Source organism: Pseudomonas sp. S11P7 (assembly GCF_023195435.1).
Taxonomy (GTDB): Bacteria; Pseudomonadota; Gammaproteobacteria; order Pseudomonadales; family Pseudomonadaceae; genus Aquipseudomonas; species Aquipseudomonas fluorescens_G.
The window spans coordinates 81404-101754 of record NZ_JALPKS020000002.1 but is presented as its reverse complement, the minus strand read 5'-3'; the positions used below and the strand labels follow the sequence as shown (position 1 = coordinate 101754).

Genomic DNA, 20351 nt, shown 5'->3' with positions numbered 1-20351 from the left:
CTCACTCAAGTCACCCTTGCCGGGCTTTTGTTCTTCGACGAGCCAACAACCTGGTCCACCCCCCGAATACCGCAAGTGAACCGTCAATCAAGGTCTACGTTTTACTCGGTGACCACACTGGGCGAACCCAGGTTGGCCAGGCGCACGCTGTTCTGCACCTGGGCAATTTCACCCGGCGAGCCGATCGGCCCCAGGCGAACCCGGTGCAGGGTCTGCTGATTGCGCACGATCGAGCTGATGAACACCGGAGCGCTCACCATCCCGCTGAGCTTCGACCTCAGCAGTTCGGCAGCGTCCGGGTTGGCGAACGCGCCCACCTGCAGATACTGGCCAGACGCTGTTGCAGAAGCGTTTTTTTTTGCGTCGATCTGCACCGGCACGACGGCCGCGGCGTGTTGCTGTGGCGGCGGGGTCCATTGCTCGACGGTGCCGGCCGAAGCCGTGATCACCGGAGCGCTGGTCTGCGCCACTTGCGGCTCGTTGAGCATCAGCGGCGCCGGACGGCCTTTGGCGGCCCACCATTGCTGCGGATCGATGCCTTCGACCTTGACCCGCGCGGTGCCGGTTTCGGCGTAACCGAGTTTCTTCGCCGCCGCGTAGGACAGATCGATGATGCGATCGGAATAGAACGGGCCGCGGTCGTTGACGCGCAGGATCACGGTCTTGTTGTTGTCCAGGTTGGTCACCCGAACGTAACTTGGCAGCGGTAAGGTCTTGTGTGCGGCACTCATGCCGTACAGGTCATAGACCTCGCCGTTGGCGGTGTTCTGCCCGTGAAACTTGGTGCCGTACCAGGACGCCGTGCCGGAAGCGACGTAGGTCTTGGATTCCTGCAGCGGAAAGTAGGTCTTGCCCAGCACGGTATAAGGGTTGGCCTTGTACGGCCCGGTGTGCAGGGTCGGCGTCGCATCCGGAATGCGCGAGACATCGACATCCCACCACGGCGCGCCGTCTTTATGCGCGCGGTTGATGTCCAGGCCCGGCTGGGCGCGGACAGCAGTGGACGGTGTTTTCTGCGTCGGGGTGCGGCTGGTCGTGCAACTGGCGACCAGAACTGCCAACGCAGCGAAAGCCACCAGCTTCAGGGGTTTATGATTAGGCAATGCCTGCATTACTTGACGCCCCGTGCTTGTACCAGCTGTTCAGACAGTTGATGTACGGCCATGGCGTACATCACGCTGCGGTTATAACGCGTGATTGCGTAGAAATTCTTCAGGCCCATCCAGTATTCCGGGCCGTTGTCGCCTTCAAGGCGAAATGCGGTAACCGGCATATCATCGCGCAGCGCATCATGACTTGACCAGCCCAGCGCCCGCAACTCTGCGACCGTTTTCGTCGGCTCGATGCCGCTGGTCAGGCCTTCATCGACGTGCTCGCCGGCAACATCGGCGCGGCTGACCACCGGCTCGCCGGCGACCCAGCCGTGACGCTTGAAATAACTGGCAACGCTGCCGATCGCATCGTCCGGGTTGTTCCAGATATTGATGTGGCCGTCACCGTCGAAATCCACCGCATAGGCGCGAAAGCTGCTCGGCATGAATTGCGGCAGGCCCATGGCCCCGGCGTAGGAGCCTTTGAGGGTCAATGGATCGACCTGTTCTTCACGGGCCAGCAGCAAGAACTCGCGCAGTTCCTTGCGGAAAAATTCGGCACGGGGAGGATAGTCGAAACCGAGCGTCGACAACGCATCGATCACCCGGTAATTACCGGTATTACGTCCGAAAAAGGTTTCAACGCCGATGATCGACACGATGACCTGTGCCGGTACGCCGTATTCCTGCTCGGCACGCGCCAGGGTTGCCTCGTGCTGACGCCAGAAGTCGACACCGCGGGCGATGCGCGCGTCGGTGATGAACATCGGGCGGTATTCGTTCCACTGCTTGACCCGCTCGGCTGGCCTGGAAATGGCATCGAGAATCGCCTGTTTGCGCTGCGCCTCGCGCAATACCGCCATCAGTTGCTCGCCGGCGAAACCGTAGTCGCGGGTCATTTCACCAACGAATTCGGCCACCTGCGGCGAGCCTTCGTATTCGCCGGCCAGCGCTTCCTGCACGCTGCCCAGCAGGCCCATCAGGCCAACCAGCGGCGCGCATCGAGTCGCCCAGCCACGCATGACTTGCATTGAACTGTTCACCTTATTCAAACCTGTGCGATCCACTTGCGATGGGTATGGATCGACATCAAAACCCCAAACGCTGACAGCAGTGTCACCAGCGAAGTTCCTCCGTAGCTAATGAATGGCAACGGCACCCCTACGACCGGCAACAGGCCACTGACCATACCGATGTTGACGAAAACGTAAACAAAAAATGTCATCGTCAACGCCCCGGCGAGCAATTTGCCGAACAGGGTCTGCGCCTGAGCAGTGATCACCAGCCCGCGGCCGATCAACAGCAGATAGATCAGCAGCAGCGCGCAAATGCCGACCAGACCGAACTCTTCGCCGAGAACGGCAATGATGAAGTCGGTGTGGCTTTCCGGGAGAAAGTCCAGGTGCGACTGGGTGCCCAGCAGCCAGCCTTTGCCGAACACACCGCCAGAACCGATCGCGGCTTTCGACTGGATGATGTTCCAGCCAGTGCCCAGCGGATCGCTCTCCGGATCGAGAAAGGTCAGGATTCGTTGCTTCTGGTAGTCGTGCATGATGAAAAACCACATCGCCACCGACACCGGAATCGCCGCCGCCAGCACGCTGATGATCCAGCGCCAGCGCAACCCGCCCATGAACAGCACGAAGGCGCCACCGGCCAGAATCAGCAGCGAAGTGCCGAGGTCGGGCTGTCGCACGATCAGCGCGAACGGCACGCCGATCAGCATCAGGCTGATGCCGACGTGCTTGAGTTGCGGCGGCAAGGTGCGTTTGGACAAGTACCAGGCGATGGTTGCCGGCATGAGGATCTTCATGAACTCAGAGGGCTGGAAGCGGATTACCCCGGGAATGTTGATCCAGCGCGTGGCGCCCATGGCGTTGTGGCCCATGATGTCCACCACCAGCAGCAAGACCACGCCGATGACATAACCGAGCGGCACCCAGCGCGCCATGAATCGCGGTTCGAACTGGGCAATGACGATCATCGCCACCAGACCAATGCCGAACGATGTCGCCTGTTTGCCCAGCAGATCCCAGCTCTTGCCGCTGGCTGAATACAGCACGAACAGGCTGCCGGCGGCGAGAATCAGCAACAGGATCAACAGCGGGCCATCGATATGCAGCCTTTGCAGCAACGTCGCGCGGCGACGCATCACATCCTCGCTGGAGAGCATGCGATCGAAGTTATTCATCACGGGCCGTGGCCTCCGCAGTGATTGGGCTGGCGTACTCGGCCTTCAAATGTCCGTCCTTGTCGAGCAGCCAGGCGTCCATCACCTGGCGCACTACCGGTGCCGCAACACCAGAACCGGACTCACCGTTCTCAACCATCACCGAGACGACGATCTTCGGGTCATCGGCCGGAGCAAACCCGACGAACAGGGCGTGGTCGCGGTGGCGTTCCTGGACCTTGGAGCGGTCGTACTTCTCGCCCTGCTTGATCGCCACGACCTGGGCGGTGCCCGACTTGCCGGCGATGCGGTACTGCGCGCCGATCGCCGCTTTGCGCGCGGTGCCGCGGGCGCCGTGCATCACTTGCTGCATGCCATGGTTGACCTTGTTCCAGTCGGACGGATCGCGCAGCACAATGTTCGGCATCGGGTTGTCATCCACCGGCTTCACCCCGTCGAGGGATTTGGCCAGGTGCGGACGATTCCAGATACCTTTGTTGGCCACCAGCGCCGTGGCCTGGGCCAGTTGCAGCGGTGTCGATTGCATGTAGCCCTGGCCGATCCCGAGAATCAGGGTTTCGCCGGGGAACCATGCCTGTTTGCGTGTCGCCCGCTTCCATTCGCGCGATGGCATCAGGCCGGGGGATTCTTCGAACATGTCCAGCGAGACCTTCTGGCCGATACCGAACTTGTTCATGTACGCCGACAGCCGATCGATGCCGAGCTTGTGCGCCAGGTCATAGAAGTAGGTGTCGTTGGACCGCATGATCGCCGTGTCGAGGTCGACGAAGCCGTCCCCGGTGCGGTTCCAGTTGCGGTACTTGTGATCGTAGTTGGGCAGCATGTAATAGCCCGGGTCGAACACCCGACTGGAAGCGGTGACGACGCCGGCATCGAGACCGGCAATCGCCACCGCCGGCTTGATCGTCGAGCCCGGCGGGTAGAGACCGCGCAACACGCGGTTGAACAGCGGCCGGTCAATGGAATCGCGCAATTCGGCGTAAGCCTTGAAGCTGATCCCGGTGACGAACAGATTGGGGTCGAAACTCGGCTGACTGACCATCGCCAGCACCTCACCGGTCTTCGGATCAAGCGCGACCACCGCGCCACGCCGCCCGCCCAGCGCGGCTTCTGCAGCTTCCTGCAACTTGATGTCCAGGCTCAGGACGATGTCCTTGCCGGGAATCGGATCGGTGCGTTTGAGCACGCGCAATACGCGGCCCCGGGCGTTGGTCTCGACTTCCTCGTAACCGACCTGACCGTGCAATTCCGGCTCGTAGAAACGCTCGATGCCGGTCTTGCCGATGTGGTGGGTGCCGCTGTAGTTGACTGGATCGAGGCTTTTCAGCTCTTTCTCGTTGATCCGCCCCATGTAGCCCACCGAGTGCGCAAAATGCGCGCCCTGCGGGTAATGACGAACCAGTTGCGCGACGACCTCGACGCCCGGCAGGCGGAACTGGTTTACGGCGATGCGGGCAATCTGCTCTTCGCTGAGCTCGAACAGGATCGGCACTGGTTCGAACGGCCGACGCCCCTGACGCATGCGTTTCTCGAAGATCACCCGGTCCTCGGGCGTCAACTCAAGCACCTCGACAATAACGTCGAGCACCTGCTGCCAGTCGCCGGAGCGCTCGCGGGTCATGCTCAGGCTGAAGCTTGGGCGGTTGTCCGCGACCACTACGCCGTTGCGGTCGAAGATCAGCCCGCGCGTGGGCGGAATCGGCTGCACATGGACGCGGTTGTTCTCCGACAGGGTCGAGTGGTACTCGTACTGAATCACTTGCAGGAAATACAGCCGCGCGATCAGTACGCCAATCAGCAACATGACCGCAATGGCCCCGAACACGACGCGGCTGCGCACCAGACGGGCGTCCTTTTCGTGGTCCTTGATGCGGATCGGCTGAGACATGAGGGCAGGCTTACTTGTGGTAAGGGTGACCGGACAACACGGTCCAGGCACGATACAACTGTTCGCCGATAAGGATGCGCACCAGCGGATGCGGCAATGTCAGCGGCGACAAGGACCAGCGCTGATCGGCACGGGCACAGACTTCCGGCGCCAGCCCCTCGGGGCCACCGACCATGAAATTGACCGTGCGCGAATCCAGCCGCCAGCGATCGAGTTCGACCGCCAGTTGCTCGGTGCTCCAGGGTTTGCCGTGGACTTCCAGCGTGACGATCCGCTCGTTCTGCCCGACCTTGGCCAGCATGGCTTCGCCTTCCTGGCGGATGAATCGGGCCACGTCGGCATTCTTGCCACGGGTATTGAGCGGTATTTCCACCAGTTCCAGCGCCAGCTCGGACGGAAGACGCTTGGCATATTCATGCCAGCCTTCTTCCACCCACTTGGGCATGCGTGAACCGACGGCGATCAGGCGCAGTCGCACAGCAATCCCTTACAGCTGGTCTTTGTTGAGCTTGGTGAAATGCTCGTGGGTGTTTTCCGGGCTGTGATGCTTGGCGTCGGCCGCACGGCTCTGCTCGGCACCGGCCCAGAGGCGTTCCAGGTCGTAGAACTGACGTGCCGAGGCCGTCATCATGTGCACGATCACCAGGTCGAGGTCGAGCAGCACCCAGTCGCTGTCGCCCTTGCCTTCTTCGCCCAGCGGCTTGGCGCCCTGCTTTTTGACTTCTTCGCGAACCTTGTCGAGCATCGCGTTGATCTGGCGGTTGGAGGTACCGGTGGCGATGATCATGTAGTCAGTGATGCTCTGCTTTTCGCGCACATCGATGACCTGGATATCCTGGGCCTTGACGTCTTCCAGTGCGGCGACGGCCAGCTTGACCAGTTCGTCGCCCTTGAGCGGCTCGTTGGTGCTGGCGACTTCCGGCAGCGGCGCGCTCTTGAAGGTGCCTTTGCGCTTTACTTTCGGTAGATCTTTGTCAGTCATATAAAACTCGTTTTGCTCATGTATTCGGCGGCTTGGCGATACGGTGATTCGTATCCGTGAAGCACGCCTTGTTCAGTTCGACGCACGGTACAGACCGTGCGCATCGATGTAGGCCAGGACCGCGTCGGGCACCAGGAAACGTACCGACTTACCGCTGGCCAGCAGTTGACGGATCTGGGTGGCGGAAACCGCGAGCGGCGTCTGCCAGACGAATGCAATCTGTCCGCTCGGCCCGTTCAGGGCCAGCGGGTCGCTCACCGAACGCGCTGCCAGCAGGTTGCGCAAGGCATCCGGCGGTTCGCTGTCGGCGTCCGGGCGCTGTAGCACCAGGATGTGGCAATGCTGGAGCAACTCTTCCCAGCGGTGCCAAGTGGGCAGGCCGCAAAATGCGTCCCAGCCCAAAAGCAGAAAAACCTGGGTCTCGGCGGGCATTTCGGCGCGCAGCGACTCCAGGGTATCAATGGTCCATGACGGCTTGTCCCGCTGCAATTCGCGGGCGTCCACCATCAGCGGCGGCAAACCGGCCACCGCACACTCGACCATGGCCAGCCGATCCTGCGCCGACACCTGCGGCGCACCGCGATGCGGCGGACGTGCGCTGGGCAGCATGCGCAGCTCATCGAGCGCCAGCGCTTCGGCGACTTCCAGCCCGCCGCGCAAATGGCCAATGTGCACCGGGTCGAACGTACCGCCCAGAACGCCGATGCGTCGTGGGCGCGACTCGCTGCCGGTCTGCGGCGCTGTCAGGTCGAGGTCGGTCAAGTCAGACCGTCGCCTGGCCGCGCAACTGGCCATCACCGACCACAATGTACTTCTCGCAGGTCAGACCTTCGAGGCCCACCGGGCCGCGGGCGTGCAGCTTATCAGTAGAAATGCCGATCTCGGCACCCAATCCGTATTCAAATCCATCGGCAAAGCAGGTCGGCGTGTTGATCATCACCGAGGCCGAGTCGACTTCCGCCACGAAGCGCCGGGTGTCAGCGAGGTTTTCGCTGACGATCGAGTCGGTGTGGTGGGAGCCGTAATGGTTGATGTGTTCAATGGCCTGATCCAGCCCGTCGACCACGCGGATCGACAGAATCGGCGCCAGATACTCGCTGCTCCAGTCGTCCTCGGTGGCTGCTACGGCTTCGATGATCGCTCGGGTGCGCTCGCAGCCGCGCAGTTCGACGCCTTTTTCGCGAAACTGAGCGGCCATGGCAGGGAGAAAATCCTGCGCAACAGTCTGATCGACCAACAACGTTTCCATCGCCCCGCAAATGCCATAGCGATAAGTCTTGGCGTTGAAGGCAATGCGCTGGGCTTTGCCCAGATCGGCGTGCTCGCTGACATAAACGTGGCAGATGCCGTCCAGGTGCTTGATCACCGGTACGCGGGCATCGCGGCTGATGCGTTCGATCAGGCCACGGCCACCGCGCGGCACGATCACGTCGACGTATTCGGGCATGCTGATCATCGCGCCGACGGCGGCACGGTCGGTGGTTTCCACCACTTGCACCACGGCGGCGGGCAATTCGGCCTCGGCCAGACCGCGTTGAATGCACGCGGCAATCGCCCGGTTGGAATGTATCGCTTCGGAGCCACCGCGCAGAATTGTCGCATTGCCCGATTTCAGGCACAGGCTGGCGGCATCGATCGTCACGTTGGGCCGGGATTCGTAGATGATCCCGATTACGCCCAGCGGCACGCGCATCTTGCCGACCTGAATCCCCGACGGACGGAAGCTCATGTCACGGATCGCGCCGACCGGATCCGGCAGCGCAGCGACCTGACGCAAACCGACGATCATGCCGTCGATGCGTGCCGGGGTCAGTTCCAGACGCTCCAGCAAGGCCGGCTCCAGACCATTGGCGCGACCGGCGGCCAGATCCTGTTCATTGGCGGCAGCCAGCTCGGCACGTGCGGCGTCCAGAGCATTGGCGGTGGCCTGCAGGGCGCGGTTTTTCTGCGCGGTGCTGGCACGGCCGATGACCCGGGAAGCGCTGCGGGCGGCGCGACCCAATCGGGTCATGTAGTCAAGAACGGACTCAGTCATGGTCTGCTGGGGTCTTGGCAAAGAGGAAAGCGGCAGATTATAGCTGTCACGTCCCGGGACTAACAGCGGTGACGGGCGGATGGTCAAAATGAGCTGCGAATGGCCTTCATTCAGACGTAATTAAGCTCAGCGTTGTTATCATCACGACCTCTTGAGCCTGGATCAGCCTTGCCCATCATGACCAAAGAGCCCCAACGCCCCGAACCCGCACGCCTGCCCGTGGGCCTGCCGGACAGTTTTTTCGAGCGTGACGCCCAAGTGCTGGCGCAGGATCTGCTCGGCAAAGTCATCCGCCATCGCGTCGGCAATCTATGGCTGAGCGCGCGAATCATCGAAACCGAAGCCTATTACTGCGCCGAAAAAGGCAGCCATGCCTCACTCGGTTACACGGAAAAGCGTAAGGCTTTGTTTCTGGATGGCGGGCACATCTATATGTATTACGCCCGGGGCGGCGATTCGCTGAATTTCAGCGCGCAGGGTCCGGGCAATGCGGTGCTGATCAAATCGGCCTACCCGTGGGTTGATGAAATCAGCGGACCGGCGAGCATGGCGCAAATGCTTTTGAACAATCCCGACGCTCAGGGTCGCGCGCGCCCTGCGCACAAGCTCTGCGCCGGGCAGACATTGCTGTGCAAGGCACTCGGGCTGAAAGTACCGATGTGGGACGCCAAGCGCTTCGACCACGAACTGCTGCTGGTGGAGGACACCGGTCCCGCGCCCTCACACATTATTCAAACGACTCGTCTGGGCATTCCCCTCGGACGGGACGAGCACCTGATGTACCGCTTCGTCGATGCAGCCTACGCACAATGGTGCACGCGGAACCCGCTGCGCCGGGGTCAGGTCGAAGGCCGGGATTATTTTCTGCTGTCCGGCACGGATACCGTATCCGCCAATAACTGATTTCCCTCTGTGGGAGCAGTAATCCCCTGAATATCAATTGCAGCTTTGATGGAGTTTTTCTGTATGGGCCCATGGCTCGATAGCGTGACCGGCTGGCTGGCGGCCAATCCACAATGGCTGGCGGCTGCGGTGTTCGTTGTGGCGCTGGTGGAATGCCTGGCGATCGCCGGACTGATTGTGCCGGGCACCGTTCTGCTGTTCGCGGTTGCGGTTCTGGCCGGCAGCGGCGCGCTGTCACTGAGCGAAACCCTGTTGTTGGGTTTTCTCGGCGGCATCCTCGGTGACTTGATTTCGTATTTCCTTGGCCGGTATTTCCATCAAAACATCCGTCGCCTGCCGGGGCTACGCAGCCATCCGCAGTGGATGGCAGGTGCCGAGTCGTATTTCCAGCGTTACGGCATCGCCAGCCTGCTGGTCGGTCGCTTCATCGGCCCGCTACGCCCCATGCTGCCGATGGTGGCGGGCATGTGCGACATGCCGTTCCCGCGCTTCATCGCGGTCAGCCTGCTCGCCGCGGCAGGCTGGAGCCTTGCGTACCTGCTGCCGGGTTGGGCTACGGGCGCGGCGTTCCGCCTGCCCTTGCCCGAGGGTTTCTGGCTCGAAGCGGGGATTGTCGCCGCCAGCATCGCGGTGATGCTCGGCCTGAGCGTCAACAGCAGCGTTCGTCGCCATCGTCGCGCGACGATCTGGATCGGCGGCATGAGCCTGTTGATCCTGATCGGCCTGTTCATCGGCTACCCGTACCTGACCGCGCTGGACAACGGCGTGATGACTCTGGTGCAGGAACATCGCCAGCCCGCGCTGGACGAAATTGCCGTGACGCTGACGCTGATAGGCGAATTCCGCAACATGCTGCTGTTCAGTGCCCTGCTGGTCGTGCTGTTGCTGTTGTGCAAGCAGTGGCGCCAGGCGATGTTCGCCGGTGCCACCATGCTGATCACAGCAATGGCCAATACCGGCACCAAATACTTCTTCGCCCGAGTGCGCCCCGAAGTACTCAGTGATCCATTGACCACCTACAGCATGCCCAGCGGCCATGCTTCTGGCGCGTTTGCCTTGTTCCTGACACTGGGCGTGCTGGCCGGTCGCGGCCAGCCGCCACGCATGCGCCTGACCTGGCTGCTGATCGCTTGCATCCCGGCGCTCTCTATCGCCTTGTCGCGGGTCTATCTGGGAGCGCACTGGCCGACCGACATCCTTGCCGGCGCCATGCTCGCCAGTTGCGTTTGCGCCGCGATGCTATGGCTGAGCCAGCGCCAGACTTCCCTCAGCCCGATGCCGTTCAAGATCTGGTGGTTGATCCTGCCATCGATGATTGCCTTGTTCGGATTCTTCGTGCTGCGCCATCTTCCGCATACGCTGTTGCGTTACGCTTATTGACTGGAACTGCACAAGCGTTATTTTCTCGCACTGTTCTTTTCGGAAGTTTCCGACGGGAGCAGTGCTATTAAACTGACTCATAAAACGCCTGCGCGAGTAAGTTTTCTCGCAGGCGAATATCAACTTTCGCACCAGCACAGCCAATAAAAAACCGGGTTACATAATCGCTACTGAAACCGCACGATAAAGAACTTCACACCGCGCAAAAAGCATTAGATTGGCTCATCCAGTTCAATAACTTTCGATATTCAAAACAACCACTCACTGTCACTTTCAAACAGTTCGGGTTTTGTTTATCTATTGATACGAGTCATTCATGAGTCCTAAAACACCGCGCAAACCAACGCCCGCCAACCGTCCACCGGAGCCGCCGCCCTTTACGCCAGCGATCACGCCAGGATTACCTTCAACATGGCGCCTGCCCGGCTTGCAGGACCCCGCCAATCCAGCGCGCAGCGCCGACACCGGGGCCGATATCGTCCCTCCTCCCGCCGTTGTCATCAGCACCGTGGCGACGCAAAATCTTCCATTGGCCCACCCTGCGTCCTCATTGGAACGCTACTGGCTCAAGCAGGATTTCCTGCACGGCATGCAGCCTGCGGACGAAGACGGTTTTCGCTGGATCGTCGGCCGGCGCTTCGTCGACGTCGAATATGCCGGCGGACTCGAGACCACTCACGTCGGCACCGATGATTCAGGCGCCTGGTACGGCAAGCTGCTGACCGAGCGCAATCCTTCCGGCCCCAGGTTGTACAAGAATGCAGACCGGCCGACCTGGCGGCTGAGCGAACATGAGCCCGCGAGTCCTGCTGCCGACGCTGAACGGCTGACACTCGAGCCGCTTGCACCAAAGCGCCCCGCGCTTGCCGACACCGAGTCGACTGTCGCCAAACAGCCACGACCGGCCGATCCCCCGATCTATATCGACCAGTCACGTTACCGCCCTACTTCTCGCTCGCCGGATACCCAGGGTTATTACGAATTCATGCCCTACCTGAGCGCCAAGCCGACCGACATCCAGTTTGCCTTCATGGACCGGTTCGGCAACGCCGTGCGGGTCACTGCGCCAGCGGCCGGATTTGGCGCCGAACCTGCGCAGCTCAAGCACTGGACCGATCGCGAGATCTGGCTGCTGTACGGCATCGACGGCGTGGACATCGTCAGATTTCGCGCCGAAGCCGCTATCAGCGGCAAGCCGCCCGCCTGGGTCGAAGGCCGCGATACAGCCAACCCGCACAATGATTTGTTGAACAACGCCCTGCGCTGGCTGCACCCGACCCTGACGCGTGCGCAAAGCGCGACCTTTCTGCAGTCCTACAACCTGTTGCCGAGTCAATTGACGCGCCTGCGCCAGGAGTTGAAAACCACCCTGGCGATGCCGCAATGGGCCGAGGCGCACAAGCGCTTGACCGAGGACGTCGGCAATCCACAACGCCTTGAGCAATTGAGTCGCGACGCCGCCGAAGAACTCCACCTCAAGCGCGATGCCCGGCACGACTGGTACGCCCCGGAAAACAGCTTGACCCGCGAGGTGCGTGAAGCCCTGCTTGGCAAACTCGGATACCTGCGCAACAAGAACAACTGTCTGTACCGCACCGACGTTCCGGCGCTGTTCCGTGGTGATGAACGCACCCCGTTTGAACTGGCAAACGACGGCACGCTGTTGCCGCGCTATCACCATGAACCGGGCGCAACCACGCACAAACCGTTGAGCGCGACGTTCAGCCTCAACGAAGGGCTGATGTACGCCAGCAGACCCGACCCGGAATACCTGCGTTACGAGCGCCAGACCAGTAAACACCCGGGGCGCGCGGCCGATGAATCGTCCTCCGATGGCGATACCAGTGATAGCGAAAGTACAAGTTCCTCCGACTGGTCGAATCCGGCCAGTCCGATCGCCTGGGATCATGACCGGCATTACCGCAGCAGTCGGGAAAAACAGAAAGAAATGTTTCTCTATGTCCTCGACACACGAAATCTGGAAGTGGTCCCGCATGAGGAAAACATGATGTTCAATTCAGCGGCCCGCGATACGCCACCGACCTGGTTCCCCTCCGACGACTTCGAGGGGCTGATTTCGGTCACGCGCAGCGGGTTGCCGGCCGAGCGCATCTGGTTGCTCGACTCATCGCGAACCAAAGCCGCCCGGGTCGACCACATCAAGACCCAGGCGGGCGATGACGCCGAGCGCATCGAAGCCGCTACGCATGCCGGACACACCAATGGCTTCGAATACGACCGTTTGATCGACGGCGTCGAAGCAGCCGGCCGGCCAATCCTCAGACTTTCCGGCAACCGCAACGAATTCGCCCATGACATCAGCTGGCCGTGAGCACTCTGACGTTCCAGGCAACGTAGAGCTGATGAACACACCCGGTACGGATACCGGCTAACGCCACTTATTAAAGGACTAATCGTGTCAACACTTATCACACCCAGCGTCGCCGCCCTTGAGGCCCGCGCAATCGGCGTGCAGCAGATCGCTGCCTCGGCCAACCCTTATGGACAGCAGCCGGCTCACATCGAGCCATCGAACAGTGCCAGCCCGGCGGACCCGAACGCCCCTTTGCGGCGCACGCTGGCCTCCCTTGATGAACATTTTGGCCCGTTGCGCATCGGCGAGGTCACGACCACCCGGGTCGAACTCCAGGCGTTCGGGGCCACGGTTCACGGTCAACCCATCAACCCGACGAACGCCGGCATGCGCAGCGTCGATCAGGCATTTCTCGACGGGCTCAATTTCGATGCGGACAAGGCCCAGGCACGGTTGAAAGCCATCGATGCCGCCGACATCGACGGCCCCGGTCTGCTGTTTTTTGAAATTTCCAGCCAGCGTTCGGCCGATGCGGGAAAACTGTTCGTCAGCGCCAGCGACATCAAGCCAGGCAGTTTGATGGGACGCCTCAATCATTTCTGCGAGGCGGCGCAGAAGCTTGATGTGCAATCTGTCGACGCCCTGGAAAACTCGCCCGGGTGGGTCAACAAAGGCAAAAGCTATTTGATGAGCGGCGCCGGTGTCGGCATGCAGGCATTCGGTATCTACAGCGGCTACCGGGCCATGCTCGATGCGATCCAGCATGGCGAGACGGGAGAGGCCTGGTTTCAGGGTGGCTCGATTGCCGCCGAACTGGGCTCGCTGATCCTTGAGCAAGGGTTCAGCAAGGGCGGCCAGGCCATGCTCACTGAGGGCGGCAAGGTGTTCCGCTACTTTCCGCGCACCTCGTTCGGCAAATACCTGGGACGCGGCGCCGGTGTGTTCGCCAGCATCCTGACCTTGCCGTTCGACATCACCGATGCGGTGAAGTCGTTCAACGCAGCGGCAGCCTCCAGCGGCAAGGAAGCCCAGGACCATTACGTCAGTGCCGGGTTCAGCATTGCCGGCGCGGGCATCAGCCTGGCCCTGGGGGTGGCCGCGCTGGCCGGTTTTGGCAGCGTCGCCGGTCCGCTCGGCCTGGCCGCCGCCGGTCTGCTGATCGCCGGCTCGATGATTTACCAGGCCGCGCGCGTGGTCGATGACATCGACGATTACATCGAACTGACGTTCCACGAACGCCTGCGCTCCGGCTGGTTCGCCTTCACCCGTCAGGAGATGGACAAGGACGTCATGGACCGCTTCAAGCTGTCCAAGGGTTATCGCGACCATGAAGGCCAACTGCAATTGTCCGCTCGGCAGATGCTCGACGGCGCTTACAAACACTCCCTCGAACACATCGTCAACGGCGCTTTCAGTGTGCAACTCAAGCCCGTGGAAATCTGGCAGTACCAATGGGACGAAGCCGCAGGTGAAAAACCGTTCAAGCTCGACAGCTACGCGGCGATCGTGGAAGGCGACGACATGATTGATGCCGGCGAAGGTCTGCCAGCGGATCTCAAAGGCAAGGTCTCGGGCACCGCCGGGGATGGCAAAGGCGTGTTCTGGCGCCTTGGCGACGGCAATGATCGAGTGGTCGGCGTAGCGGACCAGGCCAATCTCTTTACCTACCGCAACAATCACAAAGCCTTGACGGGCGGCGCCAAAAGCGATGCGTTCTATCAGGAAGTCACCGAAGCCGAACTCAACCGCACGAGCAAACCGGCGCACCTCAGCGTACTGGATGGCGGCGCCGGCTCAGACACCCTGGCGTTCGAAGGCAGTCGCCCACTGGATGACACCCGCCATATCGGCCACGACGTCGACCTGCAAAGCGGCAAGGTCAGCCTGCGCGGTCTCGACCCCGATGCCGGAGCGGTGCACGTTGCGCAACTGACGTCGATCGAAAACGTCTCGACGCTGCGCAAGGGCACCAGCCGTGTCACCGGCAGCGATGAGGCCAACCGGATTGCCGCCAACGGTAATGACCGGGTCAATGCCGGCGGCGGCGACGACACCGTAGCCATCGCCGGTTTCGATTGCCGGGTGGACGGCGGCAGCGGAAAGGACCGCTATTACATCGCCGACACCTGCGCGCGCACAACGATTATCGAAGACGGCGAGCATGCCAGCCTGATCGAGTTTGGCTGGCCCCGGGAAATCATCCAGCATTGGGAAATCAACGACACTGCCTTGGTGATCCGCTCCCTGCGTGGCGTCGACGGCAGCGATCCCGAGCATGTCCTGACCATCGAAAACGTTTACCAACGGGTCGACGGTGAGCGCCAGCTGAAAAACAGCAAACTGGTGTTCAAGACGCAGGATGACTATGAATTGCTGGCGCTGCTGCCGAGCAAACCGGGCGCGACTTCGATCGAGCGTGTCGATGTGGCGGTAACCGTCATCGGCAAACCGAGCCCTGCGGCGGAAATCGTCAATGCCGGGACCGTGGAAATCAATGACCTTGGGCGCAAACGGCACTTCGTATCGCGCCTGCCTGGCGCAATCGAATTCGTCGGCAAACGCCATGCGCCACGGACCTCTCGCTCGGTGCACCTGGATTTCAAAAGCACCGAGATCAAGGACGTCGTGGTCAGTTATGCCGTCGAAGTCCGCAAGGGGGTCTCCGGCAATACTCACCTGACCTACAAAGACATCCACTTGTCGCTGCACTTGCCGGAAAAGACCGTGACTTTCAAAGGGGTCATTCAGCCTATCGCGGCGGCCACCGGTTACAGCGGCAGAAACAGCTTGAAAGTCACCACGCCGCTGCTTGCACAGGACATTGTCGTGATTTTCCAGGATGAGGTGTCGTACCGTCTGCAAGTGCCCGATCTGAATTACGAAGACGATGCCCGCCACCCCGGTCCCCGCAGCCAGAGCACCCGCAGCTGCCTGAAACGACGCACCGGCAATTACCTGTTCACCCGGCCGCTCGCCGGCGAAAAGCTGGCACTGCCAGCACAACCGAGCAAAGTCACGATTCCCGCAGGACCGCATACCGGCATCCATGTGCTCCACGGGCAAAGTTCCACTTACGACGTATACCTGGCCAGCGATTGCATCGTGCGCCTGTCGACACCGGGCGCTGCCGCGAAAACCGCCAACGCATCGCTCTGGAACTTCTTTACCAGCGCTCTGACGGAAACGGTCAGGCGCGATGACATTCAGCTGCAGGCCAACCGCTTGCGCATCGGCAGTGCGATAGTCGAGTTGCCGAAGATCGATGATGACGCGCCCGTCGAATCAGTCAGCGTCGTAACGTCCACCGGCAATATCTATGACGTGTCGCTGCTGTTCGAAGTTTTGCAACTGTATGTGATCGACGCGCGCGGTTACGCCAGTGTCGATGCGCTTGTCGCGGATATCGAAGCGCACCGTCAACGCAAAGAACTGGCGGTGAGCGTGCATGTCACCCATATCAGTGCCAAGGGGAAAGAGGGAAAAGTGAGTTATCGCTCGACGAAAAAGCACTGGTGCCTCGACAGCGATCCACAGAACCCGATCAGACCGGAAGATCTGCTGATCTCGACAGACCGCAAAGCCTGAGCGTTTCTGCCTGAATCCAGCGCGCCGATGTGGCTCCGACTGCCGCATCAGCGCGCGTAACACGCAGCCAATGGACAGGCTGTTTTTTTCACAAGGAGATTGAACCATGCGACCAAAAGCGGGCACGCGCCCGAAAACACCTCCCATTGAAACAGGCACCTCTGCGCGGTCTTCACGAGACGGTGCAGACCCAAATCCAGCCGGGCCATCATCGGGCCGCGTCTCGAACTATTTTCCGGAACGTTTGCCGTTTGACCTTACATTGGAAACCCCCGCACTCTCGCGGCCAACTCCCGCAGCGGTTGACGTCAGCATCATGCGCGGCAGCTCCGTGGACAGCCACTCGAGCGCGAAGTATTCGCTGGAGGATTTCACACACCCGTACGTCGTCGAAATGCCGCCTCCGGATGCGACCGGCATCAGACATCAGCGCATGCGTGAATGGGTAGACGTGCAACTCCCCGGTGAGGAGCAACGGGCTCACGTTCAGGTGCGTTACGATCAGGGCACAGGTGAATATCGAGCGGTCATGGCCAGTCTTCAGGCATTTGGCCCACCGATTTATCGCACCACGCAAAACAACCTGTGGAGCCTGGATCGACATCTCACGTTTCTGGCCGCTAACGCCTACGTGTTTTCCGCAACCCCGGACAGCAACGGGTTGCATCAGTTTAGGGCTGCAGCGTCCGCCAGCGACGCGCCCGTCCTCGGCCATGCGCTCAAGGACCACAATCATCGCTGGGTCTACATCGACCCGACGCAGATAAAAGACAAGCCGCTGCCCAAAGTGAAACTGGCCCATTGGTCAGATGAAGAAATACTCAATATGTATGTCGTGGATGAAACCCGGATTACCGAATTCCGGGAGCAGGCACAAGCATTTGGCAAGCCCCCACAAACGGTTCTTCGGACCGTCGCCTGGAACGACTATATCCATGTCACCGGCACATTGAAGTGGTTGTATCCGCACCTGTCATCTAGCGAGCGTGGCGACCTGTTGTGCAGCTACAATCTGACGCAAACCCAATTGGCCAGGCTGCGCACAGATCTCAGGGATGGCCATGCAGAACAAATGCCGGAATGGGCCGAACAGCATAAAAGCCAGACGCTCGATACAACCAATACACAACGATTCAAGCTGATCGCCGAGGAGTTTCAAGGCTTTACTGCGCGTTTTCGCGCCGGCGACGAGCGTTTGGAATCTGGCTATTACAGCCCGGACTTTCTGGCGGACTACGCCGCCCATCTGGGTTATCTGCGTAACAAGCACAACATCCTGTACCGCACGGATATCGCCGCGATGTTCAGGGGCGAAACGCGGCTGCCGTTCGAGTTGGCCAGAGACGGGAGGATGATTCATCGCAAGGGCAACCCTACCGGCTCCACCACCAAGAGAGCGTTCAGCGCGACGTTCGGCCTGTACAAAGCTACGGATTATGCAGTTGACCACGGCGGTTACTACAACGCATTGAAGTACAACACTCAGGCCAATCGCTACCCCGGCATAATGCCCCCGGACGGGCACCGGGAAAGACACTGGAACAACGGCACAGACGAAGGCTCGCAAGGAAGGCGCTTCGGTGAGGAGTCCGACTCGGAAAGTTCGTTCGTCTTTGACGAGACTCAGGGCTACGAAGCGAAACGCACCCACCAGCGTCAGAGTTTCGTCTACGCCATCGACACACGAGGTGTCGAAGTTGTCCCGATCGCTGAGAACAATGTTCTTAACGGCACTGCCTACGTTGATTCTTTCGATTCCATGGAAGGTCATATATCGATGCCCACCCGGGGTATCAGTGCAGAGCGGATCTGGCTGGTGCACTCTGATCTGAGCAAGGCTGTGAGAGTTCAGGATGTCCTGACCATGGCTGGTGATCGCGCCGAAGCTATCGAGAAGGCCACCTGGGACGGGACGGTCTCGCAGAGTTACGACATCTATTCCGGCACCAGCGTCTATGACCGGCTGATTGACGAAATCGCCGAGTCTGATGGCGTGATCCTGACCCTGCCCAAAGGCAACAGAACGTTCGCCGACGATGTCGTCTGGCCGGTTCCCGAACATGACAGGCCTTGATTTTTTTATGTTGTCGATCACACGAACAGTTGAAAATGTTTTTCTACAGGCCGGTGACAGCGTCAAAGCTATCGAGAAAGCCACTTGGTCAGGGACAAATGATTATGATCGATACGGCAATAATCCCTATGACGGACTGATGGATAAAATTGCCCGTACTGGTGGTGTCGTATTGAAGCTGCCGAAGGTGAACATACTCGTTCCAATGACATAACCTGGTCAGTGGTCGAACATTACCGAACCTGAAAAAACACGCCATTCATTCGATGATGAATGGCGCGCTTTATTGGCTATGAAACCTGAAGCGATCAAATAACCTTGATGACAAACGTTGCCGGTTTGTTATTGAACGCGTTGTGCCGGGTCTGATTGGGATCCTCGTCCACAAAGGTGACCATGCCGTCGCTTGCATAGCGGTACAACGGCTTGCTTTTCGAGTTCCTGTCATCCGCTTTTCTGCTCAATTCAACATGGGCCGGGCCCGCTTCGATATTAGCCGGCGAAATTTTCGGGACACCGAACGTACGCAGAGAAAAGCGTTGTGCGACGGCACTGGTGCTGGCTAAAAGGTTATGCGTTACAGGCTCTATGAACACGCGCGCATTGGCGAATGCTCCGGTCTGCACGAGGGTGATTTCATAATCATCACCTTGGGGTACGAACTTCAGCAGCTGCGGATCGTCATCCTCATGATCGGCCAGCGTGATGAAACTGGCGATGCGCGAATCCGCCAGCCCAACCTCGGCTTCCAGTCGCTCGCCCTTGGTAATCCGCGGTTGGCCAAGCACTTTTTGCAGACGCTGTTGATTGAGTACCACCGGCCGGCCATCCAGATAAAGATGGGCGTTGAAGCTTTTGCTGTTTATTTTGGTTATGGACATGAATTGCACCTGTAAGCGTCCGGCCGTTGGCAATACCAACGGCAGGCATACATTGAAAAAAAGCAAAGGATTCAGATAGTGGCGGCGGCCACCCAGGTCGAGGCGGTCGCGGACATTCGTGGAATATCGCCCGCCGGAACTTTTGCGGATTTTCGCTTACGTCGCGCAATTACCATGAGATCTGCATACGTGGATGCAGCGTCAACAACATTTTTTACGTTATGGTCAGTCTCGGCATGTTTCAAAATATACTTGCCGGCAATGTCGTCCCAGAATGCCCATTCATCTTCATATACAGTCATGACTTCTTCCTTATTCTTGTTCAAGTTGCTCGCGTCCTGCGAGCAACTTGAAAGTAAGGTAAAGCCATCAGCGCGACAATACTGGCAAACGCGATCAGTTGATGCAAAGTGCAACCAGGCGAACATCTAAGCGAACAACTCGCCTTGTAACTCATCGAGCAAGGCCTGAATCGCGTCCAGCCGCTGCTGGGGATCATCGAGCTGCAGCAGATCGATCTTGTCTTCTTCAGCGAACGGCAACAGGTAGGCCAGTTGATTGGCCAGCGATTGCTGGCCGACAGCCTCGGTGCCCATATCCAGCGCTTCGACCATCGGGTGCTCCGCCAACGCCTTGAGCAACGCGACCAGATCAGCGTCTTCGTCCTGCAAGGGTTGCTCGGGCTCATCATCGAGCCACTCGACATCGGCGAGGATCAACTGATCGCGCTGTACTTCGGTGCGCGATACCGTGAAGCGACGGCCGCCCTGCACACGAATACCGAGCAGGCCGTTTTCCTGTTGCTGGAAATCGGTAATCCGCGCCTCGCAACCAACCAGGGCAAACCCTTCAGGTGCCACGCCAACTTCGCTGCCTTCCAGAATGCACACCACGCCGAAACCGACGCCCTGTTTCATGCAGCGGCCGATCATGTCGAGGTAGCGTGCCTCGAAAATCTGCAAATCGAGGTTGCAGCCGGGGAACAGCACCGTGTTCAGCGGGAAAAGCGGCAGACTCATAGACATTT

17 protein-coding genes are annotated in these 20351 nt (G+C 60.0%); 6 read left to right on the top strand and 11 right to left on the bottom strand.

Features of this window, described 5'->3' with window-relative positions; genetic code table 11:
* Positions 1–101 precede the first annotated feature (101 nt).
* The 8 genes from M0746_RS00520 to M0746_RS00485 all read right to left on the bottom strand — a co-directional run bounded on the left by M0746_RS00520 (position 102) and on the right by M0746_RS00485 (position 8187).
* Positions 102–1112, bottom strand: coding sequence for a septal ring lytic transglycosylase RlpA family protein (locus M0746_RS00520; RefSeq protein WP_090286611.1), 1011 nt, complete (start codon positions 1110–1112; stop codon positions 102–104).
* Complete coding sequence (gene mltB, locus M0746_RS00515; protein ID WP_258447904.1) at positions 1112–2122, bottom strand: lytic murein transglycosylase B; 1011 nt, start codon at positions 2120–2122, stop codon at positions 1112–1114. The genes M0746_RS00520 and mltB overlap by 1 nt, the downstream gene beginning before the upstream one ends.
* Positions 2123–2139: 17 nt before the next feature.
* Positions 2140–3243: a rod shape-determining protein RodA gene (rodA, locus tag M0746_RS00510; RefSeq protein WP_208941038.1), complete on the bottom strand. Its 1104-nt coding sequence runs from the start codon at positions 3241–3243 to the stop codon at positions 2140–2142.
* Between the two features lie 31 nt (positions 3244–3274).
* Entirely contained in the window at positions 3275–5170 is a 1896-nt protein-coding gene (mrdA, locus tag M0746_RS00505) for a penicillin-binding protein 2 (protein WP_208939632.1), read from the bottom strand.
* Positions 5171–5180: 10 nt separating this feature from the next.
* Positions 5181–5648: a 23S rRNA (pseudouridine(1915)-N(3))-methyltransferase RlmH gene (rlmH, locus tag M0746_RS00500; RefSeq protein ID WP_009051038.1), complete on the bottom strand. Its 468-nt coding sequence runs from the start codon at positions 5646–5648 to the stop codon at positions 5181–5183.
* A gap of 9 nt (positions 5649–5657) precedes the next feature.
* Positions 5658–6152 carry a ribosome silencing factor gene (rsfS, locus tag M0746_RS00495; protein ID WP_258447903.1) on the bottom strand — a complete coding sequence of 165 codons (495 nt, stop codon included), beginning with the start codon at positions 6150–6152 and terminating at the stop codon, positions 5658–5660.
* Between the two features lie 72 nt (positions 6153–6224).
* Complete coding sequence (gene nadD / locus M0746_RS00490) at positions 6225–6947, bottom strand: nicotinate-nucleotide adenylyltransferase (protein ID WP_446731285.1); 723 nt, start codon at positions 6945–6947, stop codon at positions 6225–6227.
* Positions 6916–8187, bottom strand: coding sequence for a glutamate-5-semialdehyde dehydrogenase (locus M0746_RS00485; protein ID WP_208939630.1), 1272 nt, complete (start codon positions 8185–8187; stop codon positions 6916–6918). The genes nadD and M0746_RS00485 overlap by 32 nt, the downstream gene beginning before the upstream one ends.
* Before the next feature lie 177 nt (positions 8188–8364).
* Between M0746_RS00485 and M0746_RS00480 the strand changes: the two genes are divergently transcribed.
* The 6 genes from M0746_RS00480 (at position 8365) to M0746_RS00455 (ending at position 18657) form a co-directional block, all read left to right on the top strand.
* Positions 8365–9090, top strand: coding sequence for a DNA-3-methyladenine glycosylase (locus tag M0746_RS00480; protein ID WP_258447901.1), 726 nt, complete (start codon positions 8365–8367; stop codon positions 9088–9090).
* A 63-nt stretch (positions 9091–9153) separates the two neighbouring features.
* Positions 9154–10470, top strand: coding sequence for a bifunctional DedA family/phosphatase PAP2 family protein (locus tag M0746_RS00475; RefSeq protein ID WP_208939628.1), 1317 nt, complete (start codon positions 9154–9156; stop codon positions 10468–10470).
* 316 nt (positions 10471–10786) lie between these two features.
* On the top strand, positions 10787–12802 hold the full coding sequence (locus M0746_RS00470) for a hypothetical protein (RefSeq protein ID WP_258447900.1): 2016 nt from the start codon (positions 10787–10789) through the stop codon (positions 12800–12802).
* Positions 12803–12886: 84 nt separating this feature from the next.
* Positions 12887–16369, top strand: a complete 3483-nt coding sequence (locus M0746_RS00465; RefSeq protein WP_258447899.1) for a calcium-binding protein — start codon at positions 12887–12889, stop codon at positions 16367–16369.
* A 106-nt stretch (positions 16370–16475) separates the two neighbouring features.
* Entirely contained in the window at positions 16476–18443 is a 1968-nt protein-coding gene (locus M0746_RS00460) for a hypothetical protein (RefSeq protein ID WP_258447898.1), read from the top strand.
* Positions 18430–18657 (top strand): hypothetical protein, encoded by a 228-nt coding sequence (locus M0746_RS00455; RefSeq protein ID WP_258447897.1) that lies wholly within the window; start codon positions 18430–18432, stop codon positions 18655–18657. The genes M0746_RS00460 and M0746_RS00455 overlap by 14 nt, the downstream gene beginning before the upstream one ends.
* A 94-nt stretch (positions 18658–18751) precedes the next feature.
* Here M0746_RS00455 and M0746_RS00450 read toward each other — a convergent pair whose 3' ends face one another.
* The 3 genes from M0746_RS00450 to M0746_RS00440 form a co-directional block, all read right to left on the bottom strand.
* Positions 18752–19324 carry a hypothetical protein gene (locus M0746_RS00450; protein WP_258447896.1) on the bottom strand — a complete coding sequence of 191 codons (573 nt, stop codon included), beginning with the start codon at positions 19322–19324 and terminating at the stop codon, positions 18752–18754.
* A gap of 71 nt (positions 19325–19395) precedes the next feature.
* Positions 19396–19650 (bottom strand): hypothetical protein, encoded by a 255-nt coding sequence (locus M0746_RS00445; RefSeq protein WP_258447895.1) that lies wholly within the window; start codon positions 19648–19650, stop codon positions 19396–19398.
* A 102-nt stretch (positions 19651–19752) separates the two neighbouring features.
* Positions 19753–20343: an LON peptidase substrate-binding domain-containing protein gene (locus M0746_RS00440; RefSeq protein ID WP_258447894.1), complete on the bottom strand. Its 591-nt coding sequence runs from the start codon at positions 20341–20343 to the stop codon at positions 19753–19755.
* Between the last annotated feature and the right edge of the window lie 8 nt (positions 20344–20351).